Origin of the sequence: Chryseobacterium viscerum, assembly GCF_025949665.1 — a bacterium.
GTDB classification, from domain to species: domain Bacteria; phylum Bacteroidota; class Bacteroidia; order Flavobacteriales; family Weeksellaceae; genus Chryseobacterium; species Chryseobacterium viscerum_A.
The window spans coordinates 1-17,565 of sequence record NZ_JAPDFT010000003.1 but is presented as its reverse complement, the minus strand read 5'-3'; the positions used below and the strand labels follow the sequence as shown (position 1 = coordinate 17,565).

The window sequence follows — 17,565 nt, the reverse complement described above, 5'->3', positions numbered from 1 at the left end:
ATTAACGATCAAAATTTACAATCATGGCAGAAAGAAATTCAAGAGGAATCTTAAAATTCAACGGAGGAGAAGGGCAGAAACTGTTAAAAATGAACTACAGTGTATCCAGATCTACAGACGTATCAGGACGTGTAGCATCAGATCCTTCTAACGCATTGATCAAAGTAACAGTAGAGGCTACTGAAAAATCTGACATCCTTGAAAGCTTGTTAAACGGTAAATACAAGCCTACAAAAGGAGAAGTGGTATTCAACAAATCTCACGAAGAAGGAACATTAATCACTTTGAACTGGGAGAATGGATATGTAATTCAGCACGAAGTAGACTTCGATGCAATCGACAGCAACAGTATGCTGATCAGCTTTGTAATAAGCGCTGAAACTATTGACTACGGTACTTCTCAGTACGCTGGACTATGGCCTTCTACAGGTAGTAATTAAGCCTATTCATCATCTTAGTAAAAATAAAATTGGTACAGAACAGTACACCCATCCGGGTATACTGTTCTGTTTTTTTATATAGGAGCAAGCTGCTTATGAAAAACGGAATGAAATGACAAATATTTATAGTCTCAACCTGTACATATTTATAGTGAATAAATAGAATGGTTTTAATTCCTGTAAAGTTTAATTTTTAACAATTTATCTCTCTTATTAGTGTATTATTTAATGAGATGTTCTTATTTTTTAATACTATTTAATATGTTTATTTATAATATGTTATGATTGGTTTTAAATCTTTTGTCGTAGAATTACGACATGAAATCGTAGAACTACGACATGAAATCGTATAATTACTACACTTTTTCATATTTCTGTTCAAATGCTTTTTTTTCAAAACCAGGGGAGCTATCTTTGTTATATAATTATTGAATAACAATTTATTACTAACGACTAAAATTTACAATCATGGCAGAAAGAAATTCAAGAGGAATCTTAAAATTCAACAACGGTGAAGGACAGAAACTGTTAAAAATGAACTACAGTGTATCAAGATCTACAGACGTATCAGGACGTGTAGCATCAGATCCTTCTAACGCATTGATCAAGGTTACAGTAGAAGCTACTGAAAAGTCAGACATCCTTGAAAGCTTGTTAAACGGTAAATACAAGCCAACAGTAGGAGAAATCACTTTCAACAAATCTCACGAAGAAGGAACATTAATTACTTTGAAATGGGAAAACGGATATGTAATTCAGCACGAAGTAGATTTCGACGCAGTAGACAGCAACAGTATGCTGATCAGCTTCGTAATCAGTGCTGAAACTATTGACTACGGTACTTCTCAGTACGCTGGACTATGGCCTTCTACAGGTAAATAATCCAATATTACTTAAAGAAAAAAGGAACAGTATACCATTGGTATGCTGTTCTGTTTTTATCCATAATTAATAACCATTTATATAACAAAAAAATGTTCAGACAAATTCTGTTTATTCTTGTTTTTACCATGACTTTTCTTTCTTTGCAAGCGCAAAACAGTTCCACTTTATATAAGGGAACTATTAACGGGAAAATGCCAATCACATTGTTCTTCCAGTCTGTAGACAGTGACTGTGGAAGTGGTGTTTACTATAATGCAATGTACAAATATGAAAAAGTAAGCAATTGGCTTGAATTAAATGTTACAGAAGGTGTTCAAAAACAGTTTTCAATGGTAGAAGAACACTTTACCGGATTAATGATTATAAAAAAAGAAGGTGATATGATGAATGGAATCTGGATAAGTCCTGATGGTAAAAGACAGCTTCCAGTACAATTAAAAAAAGTAACCATAAGCAGCAAAGAAATGGAAGGTTACCAAAATAAAATGGAACAAGTGAACTACGAGAACCATGACTGCTAGAAAATGAATTGTGAATGATTACTGCTGCATAAAATTGACAAGCAAAGCGAATTGACCATTCACTATTCATCATCTGAACCCTGAAACCCTTCCTCAAACTACCAACTTTTACTCCTATTTTCTTATATTTGTTCATTATTCAAAATATGGACGCAACACAAGATAAAAGGCTGTTTCTCATCGATGCCTATGCGATGATTTTCAGAGGATATTACGCATTAATCAGGAATCCGAGACTTACCAGTAAAGGGCTGGATACTTCTGCGATCTTTGGTTTTACCAATTCTTTGATCGAATTGATCAGAAGAGAAAAACCTACCCACCTGGCAGTAGTTTTTGACGTAGGACAGGCCAGTGTAAGAACTGATGACTATTCGGATTACAAAGCCAACAGAAGCGAAACTCCTGAGGCCATTAAAATTGCTGTTCCATATATCCACAGAATTCTTGAAGCCATGCATATTCCACGCTTGGGAGTTGAAGGATATGAAGCGGATGATGTAATAGGTACCATTGCATGCAAAGCAGAAAAAGAAGGGTATACCACTTTCATGGTAACACCGGATAAAGATTTTGCACAGTTGGTAACAGATAAAATTAAAATTTATAAACCAGGCTTAAAAGGTGGTGATATTGAAATTCTGGGAGTTGATGAAGTAAAGGCAAAATACGAGATTGAAGATCCTAAACAGGTTATCGATTTTCTTGCTATGATGGGAGATGCAGTAGATAATATCCCTGGATTGGAAGGAGTAGGAGAGAAAACTGCTATGAAATTCCTGAAAGAATTCGGAAACATAGAAACTTTATTGGCCAACACAGATAAGCTGAAAGGAAAACTGAAGGAAAAAGTAGAAGCTTCTGCAGAACGTGGTATTTTGTCTAAAAAATTAGCTACCATTATTTGTGATGCTCCGGTAGAATTCCATCAGGAACAATATGACCTGGAAACTCCGGATTTTGAAAAAGTAAAAGAAGTCTTTGATGAAATAGAATTCAGAAGACTGTACGAAAACCTTTACAGAGCCTTTGCTCCCGCTCCTGCAGAAACAGTAGTGGTAAGCGAGGTGGAAGTGAAGCAGACTCCTGCAGGAACAGAAATAAAAGGACAGGTGATGCAGCTTGATCTTTTTGCCAATTTCGAAGAATTGGAACAGGCTACTTCTACAAAATCTACAATTGAGCAGAACGATCATCTTTATCAGTTCATCGATAATCCGAAAGCACAGAAAAAACTGGTAGATAATCTCCTGCAGCAACAGGTTGTTTGCTTTGATACAGAAACCACTTCATTAAACGAGTTGGAAGCAGAATTGGTAGGAATGAGTTTTTCTTATAAAAAAGGGCTTGCTTATTATATTCCGCTTTCTGAAGACAGATCCGAAGTTTTGCAGACGTTAGAGATTTTCAGACCGTTTTTTGAAAAAGAAGACCTGCTGAAAATTGCTCACAATCTGAAATATGATTACAAAGTTTTAAAACAATACGACATTACCGTAAAAGGAGCGATGTTTGATACCATGATTGCCCACTATCTGTTGAATCCGGACGGAAGGCACGGTATGGATTACCTTTCAGAAGTATACCTGAACTACAAGCCGGTATCCATAGAAACCATCATTGGGAAAAAAGGGAAAAAACAGGGCAGCTTCAGAGATGCAGATCTGAGAACACAGACAGATTATGCAGCAGAAGATGCAGATATCACCTTCCAGTTGTATGAGCTTTTTGCACCACAGCTGAAAAAAGAAAATCTGGAAGAGCTTTTCTTCAATATAGAAATGCCTCTGATGGAAGTACTGGCAAAAATGGAATTGGCAGGTATTTCTCTGGATGAAAAATGGCTGGCACAGGAAAGTGTAGATCTTGAGAATGACCTGAAACAGTTAGAAACTACAATTTTTGAACTTTCCGGAGAAGAATTCAATATGAATTCACCAAAACAACTTGGAGAAATTCTGTTTGAAAAAATGCAGCTGGATCCGAAAGCCAAAAAAACAAAAACAGGGCAATATGCAACCTCGGAAGATGTTCTTCAGAAGTTAAGTTCAAAACATGAGATCATTAAACATATTCTGGAATACAGAACTTATCAGAAATTAAAATCAACCTATGTAGATGCTCTGCCTTCACAGATTGATAAAGAAGATAACAGGGTACACACCAATTTCTCACAGACTACAGCTGCTACAGGCCGTCTGGCGAGTGTAAATCCGAACCTGCAGAATATTCCGATCCGAACGTTGAGAGGACAACAGATTCGTGGAGCCTTTGTTTCTGGAGAAGGAAAGAAAATTATTTCTGCCGATTATTCACAGATTGAACTTCGCTTAATAGCTGAAATATCGGGAGAAGACAATATGATCAAAGCATTCCAGGACGGAGAAGATATTCACGCTTCTACAGCAGCAAAACTGTTTAAAATTCCTTTGGAAGAAGTTTCCAAGACCCAGAGAAGTCAGGCTAAGACCGTAAACTTTGGTATCATCTACGGACAGGGTGCTTTTGCATTAGCAGAACAAACCGGGCTATCCCGTACAGAAGCCAAACAGATGATCGAAGCCTATTTTGAAACTTATCCGAAGCTGAAGGAATATATGGCAGAACAGGTGAATAAAGCACGTCAGCAAGGTTATGTGGAAACTATTTTGGGAAGAAAACGTCACCTGAAAGATATCAATTCCAATAATTTCGTGGTGAGAGGACATGCTGAAAGAAATGCCGTGAATGCACCGGTTCAGGGTAGTGCAGCAGATGTCGTAAAGCTTGCCATGATCAAAATAGACAGGGAACTTGAAGAACAAAAGCTTAAAACAAAAATGCTGCTTCAGGTACATGACGAATTGGTGTTTGAATCTCCGGCAGATGAGATTGAAGCCGCTTCAAAACTGATCAAAACTGAAATGGAAAATGCTTTAAAAACGCAGGTTCCGTTATTAGTAGAGATTGGAGTAGGAGACAACTGGCTGGAAGCACATTAATCAATACAGGAGATTATATCTTAAATAAAAAACTTCCGTCTTTTGGGCGGAAGTTTTATTTTTATTAGGGCTAGGAGACCTTTATTTTTTTTTCTACAAAATTGTATGCATTACTGACGATATCGTCCAGAGAAATATTTTCAAATAAAAATTTCTCTTTTTTTACTTGAGCTTTTTGAGTAGTTGACGGCATCTCTTCTTCCATAGTACTAATGACCTCAAGTGTAATTTTACCTTTCATCGGCTCGTAATAGAGTGCAGAGTGAGAGCCTGCTCCCATATTATAAGTTTCAATATAACTGAGAACTAGGTGATCACCAATATATTTGAACTTACTGAACTGATTGCCGTTGGGCCCGATATCATACAGATTGATATTTAATGTTCCTTTCTCAATACTGATGTCTTCTGTATCATGCATTTTATAACCAAACTCATTGTATTCTTCAGGAAGAACAGTTTTTGAACTTTTAAATAACCGGTATGTTTTATCAGGATTTTTTAAAAGAATGATAGTTTCTCTCTGTGCTAAAGTGTCCTCTTTTTTTCTTAAAACCAAAGCTTTGTCAGGAAGACCATCCTGGTTGAGATCACCTTCGGTTTCATATTGAATCTCATAGTCATTTGAAACAAAATCGGAGATATGCTTTCCTGCTGGTGATCGTTCGTTTTGAACTTGTATACTATTTTGTGCTGAATCCTTTTTTATAATGGTCGAAGAATCTTTCGGAGCATCTGCTTTAGTTTTATCACAAGAATAGACAACCAAAGAAGACAGAAGTAAAATAGAAATGATTTTTTTCAATGGTGTTTGTTTTTATAAGATACAAATCTAGCTTTTATTTCCTGATAATGTAAAAGTGAAACACACAAACATCCCAGAAAGATAACCGGAAGAAAAGAAAGCGATAGTGTATATTGAATCTCTGTATTGAATTCATAAGTACTCCATGAGGATTCTCTGTCTACAAATATGGAATAATTCCAAAATAACCAGACAAAGGACAGCAATAAGAACTCAATGCTCATTTTGACCAACATTCTTTTCATAAAGGAAAACAAAGAAAAAATCACAGAAAGAAAAATGCCGGTTATCATTGACATAAATAATGCATCTTCAACAAACCAACATTCCAGACAGCCGCTTGACATACGATCTGAAAAGGTTCCCATTGACCAGTAAAATTGTACAAATGTGACCGCAGAAATTAGGACAGCGTTGATGGACAGCCTTTTCAGAACTGAGTAGAACCGATGAGATTTAGATTGTTCCATGATATTCAGAATGTATGAATTATTTTATGATTCTGATGATAGCCAAGTCATCTGTAGGTTTTACCCTATATTGATGTTCCAGTTGTTTAAGCTTTCTGTTGAGCATATCTTCCGTATCGTTGTTGTTTTGATTAATCATTAGATATTCAACAAAGTTGATGACTTCATCAGAATTTGTTTTTTTAATTTGTGAAAAGCTTGAAATACCATCAGTAGCAATTGAAACATCGTCTAAATGATCAAAAAATATTTTTTGAGACTGCACAGAATACCAGTTTTCAAAGTCTTTATGAAGATGATAGGCTAAATAATCGGGTTTATTATTACGATCAAATTCTGTGATATTTCCATTGATGCAAACAACTCCGTCACCAATGGCTAAGACTAATCCTTCATCTTTTGTGATGTCATAAATTAAGATAATAAGAGTGGTTAACAACTCTTTTTCATCTAGCATCAGATGATTTTTAGCAAATATGATTTCTTTAAATAACCCTTTTATGATTTCTTTGAGTTCCTCTTCCAAACTGTGTTGGTTGTCTTTTTCGTATAATGCTCTGTAACCAGCTTCAATAATGACTTTACGTAAAAGTTTTGCAATGAGTGTTGAAGCAAAATGACTGTCCATAGCTGTAGAACATCCATCCATAACAGCACATACAACTTTATCCGAACTAATTTTTTTGATAAGAAGATCATCTTCACAATGATTAAGGTGATAATCTCCTATCTGTAGGGTAGAATATAAATTCATCAGATGCAAAAATACTTCTATTTTTCAAGATATAGTCTCATTACTTTTGTCCTTATTAATTAAAAAATGGCAACAGGTGGTTCATATGTACAATGAAACCAACTGTTGCCAGTGTTGAGAAAACAATTTTGTTTTCAGTTTTAAATATCGTATTCTATTTCACCCACATAATGAAGTGAATAATCATCATTCTCTACAGAAACAGGATTCGGAATCACAAATCTTGTTGCGAAAATGATGGCATTCACAGGAGTGTCCAGACTTAATTCATTCAGCTTTCTTTCAAGGATTGGAAGCCATTGGTCAGCATAAGAATATTCTGCAAACTTGTCATAAAGACTAAGATTTTCATCCTCAAAGCCATATTCTATAAAATCATCATCAAACCATTTGATGTTCTGTGATTCTGCAAATTTGGAAACATACTGATCGTCGGTTTCTTCCTCTATATAATAATTTTCATCCTCTTCTACAAATTCATAAAAGTCTTCTTCATTCTTGAAATATCCTAACCAGAAGTGTGAAATTTCTTTATCCATAATATTATTTTTTATTCTAATCTTTTTGATTGTTTACTTATATCAATAGCCTTTTCAAGCCGTGAAAGCCTTGTCTTTTCCTGTTTGGCGCTCATGATCCAGTGTATGATCACCTTTTTGTAGGATGGAGCCTGACCTTCAAAAAAATCCCAGGCAGCCTGATGATCCATAAACTGTTTTTGATAAATCGGATCAAGAGAAACATCCGCTTTCTCATGAGAGTAAATTCCGGATTTATGCTCTTTTCTGAGATCAAATGCTTTTTGCCCTGAATGAGTCATCAGCCCTGCTTTGGTGAGCTCCTCAACTTTCTTTATATTGATGTTGCTCCAGATGCTGGAAGGTTTTCTTGGCGTAAAACGGATAGAATAACTTTCATGATCTATTGACTTCCTCACACCATCTATCCAGCCAAAGCACAAAGCCTGATCTACAGATTCAGACCAGCTCATAGAAGGTTTTCCGCTTCCGGTTTTGTAGAACCCTGTTAAAAGTTCCTTCGCATCTTCGTGGTGCTTCTCAAGCCATTCTCTGAACTCTTCTTTTGTCGAAAAAAATGTAGGTTTCATAACTTTTGTACTTGCCTTTTCCATTTAATCTGTAATATTACGAAAGTTTTTCAGTCCAATAAAATCTTCCTGCCCTAAACAAAGTTTAATGACAGCCCCGAGGATAAATTTTTTATCGTAATTTTATTCTACATTTAAATTGTAAAAAAAATGGATTTTCTTCAGGACCATTACGCTATCAAAAATGAATTGCTGCTCATTCTTATTTCTGTTATTTTAGGACTGTTCATTGGTGCTGAACGCGAATACCGAAATAAATCTGCCGGTCTCAGAACTTTTATTCTGGTGTGTTTCGGAGCCTGTTTGTTTACAATTCTTTCCATCAAAATAGGAGTGGCAAATCCGGACCGTCTTGCAGCCAATATTATTACCGGAATCGGATTTTTGGGAGCAGGAGTGATTTTTAAAGGTGACAATAAAATTGAAGGGATTACCACAGCAACCACCATTTGGGCAACGGCTTCAATAGGAATGGCGGTAGGTTCCGGATATGTTTACATTGCACTTCTAGGAACTGCTTTGGTTCTGATCATTTTGAGTGCCTTAACCTATCTCCAGAATTTTATTGATAATTATCACAAAGTAAGAGAGTATAGAATTACACTTGCCAATTCAGGAGACATTAAATATTGTGAAAGTATTTTTAAAGAGCAGCATTTAAACTATCAGATGATCAAACAGCAGTATTCACAAGGGAATTTAGCGGTAATATGGAGATTAACAGGTAAAAATACTCATCATGAAGAAGTCATCAAACGGTTGGTAGATGATCCGAAGATTACAGCTTATCAGTTTTAGAGGATATAAAAAGCAAAAAAATAAAGGCCTGAGCCTTTATTTTTATTTTTTCTTGAATATATAAAGATCTTTGTTGGGACCGTCAATTTCTTTTCCTTCAAGATCTAGCTGGATCAGCATATTCTCACCCACTTTATATTTATAGTTTGCTGTTTTTCCTTTTAAAGTGATCATACTTCCTGTAGCATCCCATGCGAAAGATCCCTTATCCTGATTCTTTGAATTTCTGTCAAGATATTCCTCAGAAATAGTGAACGTTTTATCATTGCTCAGTGTTAAAGAAGTCTTGATACCCGGACAGTCAGCACAAGGAATTGTGGCTTCATAAGTACCAGCCCAGTCTAATGCATTTTCAGAAGTGTCACCAGCTGCCGTAGGAGTAGCTTTAGTAATGCTGTCCGCAGTAGCAGGTTGTACAGCTGTTGCAGAATCTGTAGTAGCTGTTGTTTCGGTGGTTTCTTTTTTAGAGCATGAAGCTAGGAACAGAGTGGCTGCCATTCCAAACATGAGCATTTTGCTTTTCATCATAATAATTGATTTAAGTATGTTTTAATAAATAAAGTTACTTCCAATCAACAAAAACTAAGCCATAGGGAGAAGAGTTTAATGTTCAATGTTCAATGTTCAATGTTCTGGGTTGATAGTTGTCGGTATATGGTTACGGGGTTAAATTTATGAATCACTAAATGAGCATTCTGTTTTACTTGTCATTAATACATTTTACTTTTTACATTTTACAAAAACCTACTCTTAACAACTTTTCCGCCTGTTTTATAAGGTCTATTCTTATTTTTCTTTGTAAATTCGGGCAAAATTTTGATTATGACAAAAAAGATACTTTTATCTGTATTTCTTTTGCCGGCTGCAATGGCATTTGCACAACAATATGGCGGAATGTGGATTCCTACAGAGCTGAATGAAAAGGAAATGAAGGATTTGGGAATGAAGATTTCTGCAAAAGATATTTTCAACCCTCAGAAACCAAGCATAAAGGATGCAGTAGTACAGTTTAACGGCGGATGTACTGCAGAAATTATTTCGCCTAAAGGATTGCTTTTAACCAATCATCACTGTGGTTTCGGTCAGATCCAGGCACATTCTACCGTTCAGAATGACCTTCTTTCAAACGGATTCTGGGCAAAAAATACACAAGGAGAGCTTCCTAATCCGGGAGTAAAAGTAGATTTTATTGTAGATATAAAAGAAGTTACTGATCAGATTTTAGAAGGTACGGACAACCTAACGGAGCCGGAACTTACCAAAAGGATCAACAACAATATTGAGGTTTACAAAAACTCTCAGAAAATTGAATCTTACCAGTCGATCATGGTAAAGCCTATGTATTATGGAAACAAATACTATGCTTACACCATCGAAACTTATAAAGACATCCGTCTTGTAGGAGCTCCGCCTCAAAGCATCGGAAAATTCGGAAGTGATACAGACAACTGGGTTTGGCCTAGACATACCGGAGATTTCTCTATGTTCAGAATCTATGCAGACAAGAATAATAAGCCTGCAGAATATTCAAAAGACAACGTACCTTACGTTCCAAAACACTACTTACCGGTTTCTATAAAAGATAAAAATGAAAACGATTTTACTTTTGTATTCGGATTCCCGGGAAAAACTACAGAATATCTTCCTGCAGTAGGTGTAGAGAAAATCATGAAGGATATTGATCCTGCAAGAATTGCTGTACGTGATGTGGCTTTAAAAACATTAGACGAAAAAATGCGTGTTGATAATGAAACACGTATCAAGTATGCTTCAAAATACGCTTCAGTAGCCAACTATTGGAAAAAATGGATCGGTGAAGTAGAAGGATTGAAAAAATCCAATGCTGTAGAAAAGAAAGTAATGTATGAAGGTTCTTTGGTAGCTAAAAATCCGGAGATCAAAACTACTTTGGACCAGCTGAATAAACTGTACAATGATCAGGCTCCTTATGCATTAAACAATGCTTACTACACAGAAGTAATCAGAAATGCAGAGACTTTGAAACTTGCAGGTGATTATTATGATTTCATAGCATCTGTAGAAGCAGGAAGAATGGATGAAAAGGAACTTTCAAAGTTAAAAACAAAATTAACTTCTTTCTATAAAGACTACAGTGCAGAGCTTGATGCTAAGGTAACAGCAAAGCTATTGGCTTTATACGTTAATAAAACGGCACCTCAGTTTTTGCCGGCAGGATTCAGCAAATATAAAGATGAAAGCCCGAATATTCCTGTAATAGAAGATATGTCTAAAAACTCTATCATCACAGGAAGAACTGCTGTGAATGGAGGAACATTGACTACAGATATTGATAAAGCGTTTTCTAACCAGGATAAACTGATCAAGACTTTAAAGAAAGATCCTATCTACCAGCTGTATGTTGCTATGAAAGAAACGTACATGAAAACTGCAGATCCTCAGTATACTTCAATGCAGGCAAAAATTGATGCATTACAGAAAAAGTTTATGGCTCAGCAGATGCAGACGGATAAAGACAGAAAATTCTTCCCGGATGCTAACTCAACGCTTCGTGTAACGTATGGTAAAGTAAAAGGGTCTGCTCCTAGAGATGCAGTTTCTTACGGGTATCAGACTCACCTGGCAGGAGTAATGGAAAAATATGTTCCTGGGGATTATGAATTTGATGTTCCCAAAAAACTGATTGATCTTTATAACAAAAAAGATTTTGGAAATTATAAGGATAAAACGGGTGATGTTCCTGTAGGATTCACTGCAACAAACCATACAACAGGAGGAAACTCTGGAAGCCCTGCGCTTGATGCGAACGGAAACCTTGTAGGATTGAATTTTGACAGACAGTGGGAAGGAACAATGAGTGATATCAACTATGACCCACGTTTCAGCAGAAACATTATGGTAGATACAAAATATATTCTTTTCATCATCGAGAAGTTCGCTGACTCAAAGTGGCTTGTTGATGAAATGAAGATCATAAAATAATTTTAAAAGTTATACCTTTAAGAATCTATTTGAATTTAATTTTGAATAGATTCTTTTTTATTTAAAATAGGATGAAAGACAGAATCATCAATGTTTTGGCAGCTTTTGAATCTGAGAATATCGGGAAATCATTTCCGCTGGATTATTGTCTGCCGCTTTATCATAGCGTTTCAGACAAAGAACTTCCTCATTTAAAACATGTGATCCGTTATAAGACAACTAAACAGTTTGAAGACGATCTCGATCATATGGCCAGAAATTTTCAGTTTGTTAATTGGCAGGAGTTCAAAGACTGTATGTCCGGGGATTTTAAACCTAAGAAAAAAATTGCCCTTCTAACTTTTGATGATGGTTTCAGAGAGTTCTACGATATTGTCTTTCCTATTTTGGAACGAAAGGGAATTTATGCCTGTAATTTTGTAAACCCTGCTTTCATTGATAATAAAGACATGATGTTCAGATGTAAGGCGAGCCTTCTTGCTGATGCTGCTGAAAAAATAAAAACCATAGATCCTGAAATTTATTTTATCCTATCATTGAAAAATATTGATAGGCGCGGTTTACAAAAGAAGATTTTATCTATAAATTATCAGGGAAAAGATATTTTGGATAGGCTTGCTGAAAAGTTAGAGGTAGATTTTAAAGCGTATTCAAAAGAACATCAACCTTATTTAAGTACAGAAGAACTAAAAATGCTTACCAGAAAAGGTTTTGGAATCTCTTCTCACAGCTGGGATCACCCGAAATATGGAGATTTATCTTTGAAAGACCAGATGGAAACTACGGATAAAACTTTTGCTTATTTAAAAGAAAATAGTTTCCTCTATGAAAGCTTTGCATTTCCGTTTACAGATTTTGGAGTAAGGAAAGATTTTTTTGATGAGCTCTTTAAAAATGAAGAAATCTATTGCAGCTTTGGTTGCGCTGGTATAAAACTGGACAGTGTAAAGAGAAATTTTCAAAGGATTCCAATGGAAATGGGTGAGAGCGGAGAACAGATCCTGAAAAAAGAAACTGCTTATTTCAAACTGAAGAGACTGATTAATAAAAATACCATTCTGAGAAAATGATAGTGCTGAGAACATTCAACAGAAAAGAGCTGGAAGATTTTATATTCTCCGGAGATTTTCAGCAATATGATTTTCTTCCTATTACAAAACATCGTGCATTGTCACATATTCAGAATCCTAAGGCGACAGAGGAAGACACCCTTCTTATTCTGGCATTTTTTGAAGAAAAGCTTATTGGTTATGTAGGATGTTTTCCGGATTGCTTTGAGGTTGATGGAAAGGAAATCCGCTATGCCTGGCTTAGTACCTTGTATGTAAACCCGGAATACAGAAAGAAAAGGCCGGCGAAAGCATTACTGAAAAGAGTTTTTGAAGAATACGAAGGCAGAATTGCCATCACAGAATTCACCAAAGAAGCAGAAGCACTCTACAATATTATGGGTGTTTTTGAATATGTCTTTCCTAAAGAAGGGAAACGCTATTATTTCAGAACCGATGCTGCTAAAATGATTCCTGAAAAGAAACCGGGAACAAAACCATTGAAACCTCTTTTTCACACTCTGGATGCTGCTGCCAATTTATTAGTCTCAATAAAGAACTTACCGGTACAGAAACCGGATTTCAAATATGAAGTTCTTTATCGTATTGATAAAGAAAGTGCAGACTTTATCAATGGATTTTCATGGATACGTAATGCAGATGAAATTAATACTTTTATAGAAAACCCCTGGGTCCTGAAAGGTAAAAAAGATGAGAAATACCTGTTTTCAAGTTTTGCTGACAGCTTTAAATATTTCTGGATTAAAATTTGGGATCAGAATAATAAACTTACATCTTGTTTTCTGTTGCAGCTCCGTGATGGCTATCTTAAAATCCCTTACCTTTTTGCGGATGATAATTTAGATGAGGTTGTCCGGGTTTTAAATTATTTTATTGTTACTCATAAAGTAAAAGGTTTTACTTCTTATCAAACTGTATTGAATAAGAAAATACAACAATCAAAAACATTTTCTCATATCTATGACCGTGATTTTAAAAGAGAATACCTGTTTCATAAACAGCTGTTGGAATTACTTCCGGACAATTTTAACCCCAACTATCAGGATGGGGACGGGGATTGTATGATGACGTAAAAAAATTATAAATTATAAATTATTAAAAAACAAACCGCCCGATAAAGTTATCGGGCGGTTTGTTTTTAATGTCCGAAAATATCTTTCAGACTTACTTCTTTAAATGTTCCCATTTTATTAACGGCTTCCATATTAAGATTCTCTTTTTTACCGATAATGGCTGTATTAAAATCTATGGACTTGACTTCTGTCTGATAAAAATGTTTGATATCTTCAAATTTAAGATCCTGAATCTGCTTATAGATGTCTTTCCTGAAGTCATGATAAATATTCAGTTTCTTCAATCTTAATGTATTGAAAAATATATTATTCCGGGTAACTCTTGTTGAAGCAATCTGTTTCAGAGCCGCATTTCTGGCATTTTCAAACTGAATAGGTACTTCAGGAAGCTCGTTCATCAGTTCATTCAACGTATCCACAGCGATCATCAGTTTATCAGGCTGAGTTCCGATATAAGTTGTTACATAATCAGGATGGTTAAGTTCAGAGTTCGCTGCATACGAAACGTAAGCAGAATAAGCAAGACTCTTACTTTCACGGATTTCCTGGAAAACAATGGATGATAATCCCCGCCCAAAATATTCATTAAATACATTGATCTTTCCAAAATGAAGTGGGTTCACCTGATTTCCTTTTCCTATCTTGCTCATTTCCATCTGAACCATGTCATAATTGATGAAATTTACATTTCCTCCGGTAGCAGGCTCAGGATATTGCTTAGCTTCCGGGATCTGAAGACTTTCAGTTTCTATATACTGACCAATATATGTCTTGAAATTTTCAAAACTTTTGCCATAGAAGAATACCTGATATGGATATTTGAAAAGCTTTTTCATTCTGTCTGTGAAGACTTCAGAATTGCTGTTTTCAAGTTCTTCTTTGGAAATGACATCTGTAAAACGTGAGTGATCACCTAATTTCGTATAATTGGTAAGGGCTGTCATAATACGGTTTTTATCTTTCTTGATGGCCTGTCGGTTTTCCAGTACAGTTCCTACAAACTGATTGTAGATTTCCTGGTCTGGTTTTACATCATGCATCCAGTGCTGTAGAAGAGCAATTCCTTTTTCTATATTTTCTTCCAGCCCGCTTAGAGAAATGATCAACTGATCATTCGTGGTTTTAAAATCATTACTGATTCCTATTTTGAAGAATTCTTTTTTTAAATCTTCTGGAGAAAGAGTATCCGTACCCAGATATTGCAGCAATTGAGTGGAAACCCCTAAATCTCTGTCATTGTCACTTCCAAAAGGAAAGATGAAATGCAGCTGTGCAATATCATTATATTTATTCTTGACGAAACTCAATTTCTTTCCGTTAAGCTGATCAGTGGCAATTTCTTTCTGATAGTCGATAAATTCAGGCTTAATATCCTCCGTTTTATCTGCTAAAATCTCTTTTAAAAATTCAGACTGGGCATCACGGTTTATTTTAACAGGAGTGATTCCAGGATTCTCAACCCTGATCAATTTGTCGTTTACACCTTTTTCTTTGTTGACCACCACATAATTTTCTTTGAAAAAATCATTAGCAAAATTCACCACATCTTCTTTAGTAAAAGCAGCGTATTCATCCATCTCATTCAGTTCCTCTTCCCAGGTTCTTCCTTTTATATAAGAATCATAAAGAGTAGTAGCAAGTCCTTCTGCAGTTTCGAGCCCCTTCATTCTCTGAAGTTTGAAATCATTGATGATGGCTGGCAGCATCCAATCCGGGAAGTCTCCTTTCTTTATCAGTTCAATTTCTTCCAGGACCATGTTCTTTGCTTCCTCTAGAGTTTGGCTTTCTTTAGGAACGGCTACAATAGAAAAATATCCATATTGTCTTAAGCCCACAGAAAATGCCTGAGCCCAAAGCATTTTTTGAGTCTGATTGATATGCAAATCCAGTAATCCGGCTTCGCCTCTGTTACTAAGAATATTGGCAACAACATCTGCAAGCATAGCATCCCTTGTTCCATAGCTTTCTGTTCTCCATGCAAGCTGAGTTCGTGGGGTAGTAGGGCTTTTTACCGTTTTTGTTACAATTTTTGTAATAGGTTGTTCAATAATCGGTGTCTTTTTAGGAAGCTCTTTGTAAGGTAAAGTGCCGAAATACTGATCGATCAACTGAATGGTTTCTTCAAAATCAAGATCCCCAACCAGTACCATAGCATAATTATTAGGAACATAATATTCATCGAAGTACTTATGAATAGCCTTCATGGAAGGATTCTTCAAGTGTTCCGGTTTTCCCAATGTCGTTTGCTGTCCATTAGGATGAGTAGGAAAAAGAGCATCCATTAGTTCGTAGTTCACAAGTCTGGTGTCATTGTCCTGAGCTCTGTTGAACTCTTCATATACAGATTCCAGTTCCGTATGGAAAAGACGAAGTACAATCTCAGAAAATCTTTCCTTCTCTATTTTCAGCCACTTTTCAAGCTCGTTGTTTGGAATATTGTTTTTATATACGGTTTCATCAAACCAGGTATGGGCATTCGTTCCCGTAGCTCCCAGAGAAGAAATAGCTTTGTCGTATTCATTGGCAATAGCATATTGACTGGCTTCCTGAGATACTTTATCGATCTTTTTGTAGATTTCTCTTTTCTTTTCAGAGTCCTGCTCTGCTTTATGCTCTTCATATAAAGCCGAGATCTGGTCAAGAAGCTTTTTTTCCTTTTCCCAGTTCTGAGTTCCGATGTGAGAAGTTCCTTTAAACATCATGTGCTCGAGATAATGAGCCAGCCCTGTATTATCTGCAGGATCATTATTACTTCCTGTTCTTACAGGAATGAAAGTCTGTATTCTCGGAGCATCAAAATTTTGAGCAAGAAAAACTTTCAACCCATTTTTCAAAGTATAGATTCTGACTTTATTTTCGTCGTGGGCTATTGTAATATATTCGTATTGGTTTTTATCTGTGTGAACCGTTTCCTTATATTTTCTGTCTGTCATATAAAACTCATTTCATTCCTTAGAATCCGGAATGCACTACAAATGTAAGGAATCAAAAAAAGATGATGGCCGGTTTTATGACAATTACATCTATTATAATGATTGGAAAAGTAGAAAAGCACTAATGTTTAGAAACTATTTTATAACAATTTTGTTATTTCTGAATTGCATTGATGGTTTTTAGTTTAGCAAGCAAATATAACAAAAATTAACACCCTTCTGTATCCTACACTGTATAATAATATATAGATCACTTTTACTCTATCTTTATATAAAAACGTTTGTGAAGATCTGCGTTATCTGCAGTTTACTATACTCACAACAAAGAATAACCTTATCTATTCAACTCTATATTCCATATAAATGGGCTTTATCCGAACCTTAAATAATCCGCTTTAAGAAACTCTACTATTATATATATGTATACCTTCCATTACTCATTACTCATTACTCATTACTCATTACTCATTACTCATTACTCATTACTCATTACTTATTACTTATTACTTATTACTTGAACCCCCTCTCCAACGCCCCAACTCTCCAACCCTCCAGCCCCCTCACCCAATACTCCAAACAAATGTTTAAAATTTTTCTCACTGCCTTCCAGTGGTTTAGGACTAAATATTACGAAACGGTAAAATTTAAGTTAAATAAGTTTGTTTTGCGTTGCAATAAGTTGTTATCTTTGCCCCACTGAAAAACGAGAGTATAACAGTAGCGCAGAAGAGCCTTTAGATAGGCGGGAACATTATGAAACTTCAAA

General features: G+C 35.7%; 14 protein-coding genes. 8 read left to right on the top strand and 6 right to left on the bottom strand.

The genetic code is table 11. The annotated features are described in order from the left end of the window. Positions 1 to 23: 23 nt before the first annotated feature. From tssD (OL225_RS16870) to polA, 4 genes are all read left to right on the top strand, one after another. Positions 24 to 440, top strand: coding sequence for a type VI secretion system tube protein TssD (gene tssD / locus OL225_RS16870; protein WP_047373784.1), 417 nt, complete (start codon positions 24 to 26; stop codon positions 438 to 440). A gap of 468 nt (positions 441 to 908) precedes the next feature. After that, positions 909 to 1,322 (top strand): type VI secretion system tube protein TssD, encoded by a 414-nt coding sequence (tssD, locus tag OL225_RS16865; RefSeq protein ID WP_047373786.1) that lies wholly within the window; start codon positions 909 to 911, stop codon positions 1,320 to 1,322. 92 nt (positions 1,323 to 1,414) lie between these two features. Continuing rightward, positions 1,415 to 1,846 (top strand): hypothetical protein, encoded by a 432-nt coding sequence (locus OL225_RS16860; protein ID WP_264519009.1) that lies wholly within the window; start codon positions 1,415 to 1,417, stop codon positions 1,844 to 1,846. 146 nt (positions 1,847 to 1,992) lie between these two features. Beyond that, positions 1,993 to 4,827 (top strand): DNA polymerase I, encoded by a 2,835-nt coding sequence (gene polA / locus OL225_RS16855; RefSeq protein WP_264519008.1) that lies wholly within the window; start codon positions 1,993 to 1,995, stop codon positions 4,825 to 4,827. A gap of 70 nt (positions 4,828 to 4,897) precedes the next feature. On the opposite strand, the gene OL225_RS16850 is transcribed toward polA, so the two are convergent. The 4 genes from OL225_RS16850 to OL225_RS16835 all read right to left on the bottom strand — a co-directional run bounded on the left by OL225_RS16850 (position 4,898) and on the right by OL225_RS16835 (position 7,964). Beyond that, the gene (locus tag OL225_RS16850) at positions 4,898 to 5,632 is read right to left on the bottom strand and encodes a hypothetical protein (protein ID WP_264519007.1); all 735 of its coding nucleotides are present in this window, start codon (positions 5,630 to 5,632) and stop codon (positions 4,898 to 4,900) included. 489 nt (positions 5,633 to 6,121) lie between these two features. Then, positions 6,122 to 6,856 carry a protein phosphatase 2C domain-containing protein gene (locus OL225_RS16845; RefSeq protein ID WP_264519006.1) on the bottom strand — a complete coding sequence of 245 codons (735 nt, stop codon included), beginning with the start codon at positions 6,854 to 6,856 and terminating at the stop codon, positions 6,122 to 6,124. Positions 6,857 to 6,996: 140 nt separating this feature from the next. Beyond that, positions 6,997 to 7,395: an immunity 22 family protein gene (locus tag OL225_RS16840; protein ID WP_264519005.1), complete on the bottom strand. Its 399-nt coding sequence runs from the start codon at positions 7,393 to 7,395 to the stop codon at positions 6,997 to 6,999. Positions 7,396 to 7,406: 11 nt separating this feature from the next. Beyond that, positions 7,407 to 7,964, bottom strand: coding sequence for a YdeI/OmpD-associated family protein (locus tag OL225_RS16835; RefSeq protein WP_047373838.1), 558 nt, complete (start codon positions 7,962 to 7,964; stop codon positions 7,407 to 7,409). Positions 7,965 to 8,114: 150 nt separating this feature from the next. Between OL225_RS16835 and OL225_RS16830 the strand changes: the two genes are divergently transcribed. After that, the gene (locus OL225_RS16830) at positions 8,115 to 8,762 is read left to right on the top strand and encodes an MgtC/SapB family protein (RefSeq protein WP_264519004.1); all 648 of its coding nucleotides are present in this window, start codon (positions 8,115 to 8,117) and stop codon (positions 8,760 to 8,762) included. A gap of 42 nt (positions 8,763 to 8,804) precedes the next feature. Here the strand turns inward: OL225_RS16830 and OL225_RS16825 are convergent, their stop codons facing one another. Next, complete coding sequence (locus OL225_RS16825) at positions 8,805 to 9,290, bottom strand: copper resistance protein NlpE (protein WP_264519003.1); 486 nt, start codon at positions 9,288 to 9,290, stop codon at positions 8,805 to 8,807. Between the two features lie 294 nt (positions 9,291 to 9,584). Between OL225_RS16825 and OL225_RS16820 the strand changes: the two genes are divergently transcribed. The 3 genes from OL225_RS16820 (at position 9,585) to OL225_RS16810 (ending at position 13,866) form a co-directional block, all read left to right on the top strand. After that, positions 9,585 to 11,723, top strand: a complete 2,139-nt coding sequence (locus tag OL225_RS16820; RefSeq protein ID WP_081995407.1) for a S46 family peptidase — start codon at positions 9,585 to 9,587, stop codon at positions 11,721 to 11,723. Positions 11,724 to 11,794: 71 nt separating this feature from the next. Then, positions 11,795 to 12,793, top strand: a complete 999-nt coding sequence (locus OL225_RS16815) for a polysaccharide deacetylase family protein (protein ID WP_264519002.1) — start codon at positions 11,795 to 11,797, stop codon at positions 12,791 to 12,793. Further along, entirely contained in the window at positions 12,790 to 13,866 is a 1,077-nt protein-coding gene (locus tag OL225_RS16810; RefSeq protein WP_264519001.1) for a GNAT family N-acetyltransferase, read from the top strand. Before OL225_RS16815 ends, OL225_RS16810 begins: the two co-directional genes overlap by 4 nt. Before the next feature lie 65 nt (positions 13,867 to 13,931). On the opposite strand, the gene OL225_RS16805 is transcribed toward OL225_RS16810, so the two are convergent. After that, entirely contained in the window at positions 13,932 to 16,799 is a 2,868-nt protein-coding gene (locus tag OL225_RS16805; protein WP_264519000.1) for a M16 family metallopeptidase, read from the bottom strand. Between the last annotated feature and the right edge of the window lie 766 nt (positions 16,800 to 17,565).

Excerpts from the sequence above, each read along its gene's own strand:
- tssD (WP_047373784.1), top strand. The coding sequence starts at position 24 with ATGGCAGAAAGAAATTCAAGAGGAATCTTAAAATTCAACGGAGGAGAA.
- OL225_RS16860 (WP_264519009.1), top strand. The coding sequence starts at position 1,415 with ATGTTCAGACAAATTCTGTTTATTCTTGTTTTTACCATGACTTTTCTT.
- OL225_RS16805 (WP_264519000.1), bottom strand. The coding sequence starts at position 16,799 with ATGACAGACAGAAAATATAAGGAAACGGTTCACACAGATAAAAACCAA.
- OL225_RS16825 (WP_264519003.1), bottom strand. The coding sequence starts at position 9,290 with ATGATGAAAAGCAAAATGCTCATGTTTGGAATGGCAGCCACTCTGTTC.
- OL225_RS16820 (WP_081995407.1), top strand. The coding sequence starts at position 9,585 with ATGACAAAAAAGATACTTTTATCTGTATTTCTTTTGCCGGCTGCAATG.
- OL225_RS16830 (WP_264519004.1), top strand. The coding sequence starts at position 8,115 with ATGGATTTTCTTCAGGACCATTACGCTATCAAAAATGAATTGCTGCTC.
- OL225_RS16815 (WP_264519002.1), top strand. The coding sequence starts at position 11,795 with ATGAAAGACAGAATCATCAATGTTTTGGCAGCTTTTGAATCTGAGAAT.
- tssD (WP_047373786.1), top strand. The coding sequence starts at position 909 with ATGGCAGAAAGAAATTCAAGAGGAATCTTAAAATTCAACAACGGTGAA.
- OL225_RS16810 (WP_264519001.1), top strand. The coding sequence starts at position 12,790 with ATGATAGTGCTGAGAACATTCAACAGAAAAGAGCTGGAAGATTTTATA.
- polA (WP_264519008.1), top strand. The coding sequence starts at position 1,993 with ATGGACGCAACACAAGATAAAAGGCTGTTTCTCATCGATGCCTATGCG.
- OL225_RS16835 (WP_047373838.1), bottom strand. The coding sequence starts at position 7,964 with ATGAAACCTACATTTTTTTCGACAAAAGAAGAGTTCAGAGAATGGCTT.
- OL225_RS16840 (WP_264519005.1), bottom strand. The coding sequence starts at position 7,395 with ATGGATAAAGAAATTTCACACTTCTGGTTAGGATATTTCAAGAATGAA.
- OL225_RS16845 (WP_264519006.1), bottom strand. The coding sequence starts at position 6,856 with ATGAATTTATATTCTACCCTACAGATAGGAGATTATCACCTTAATCAT.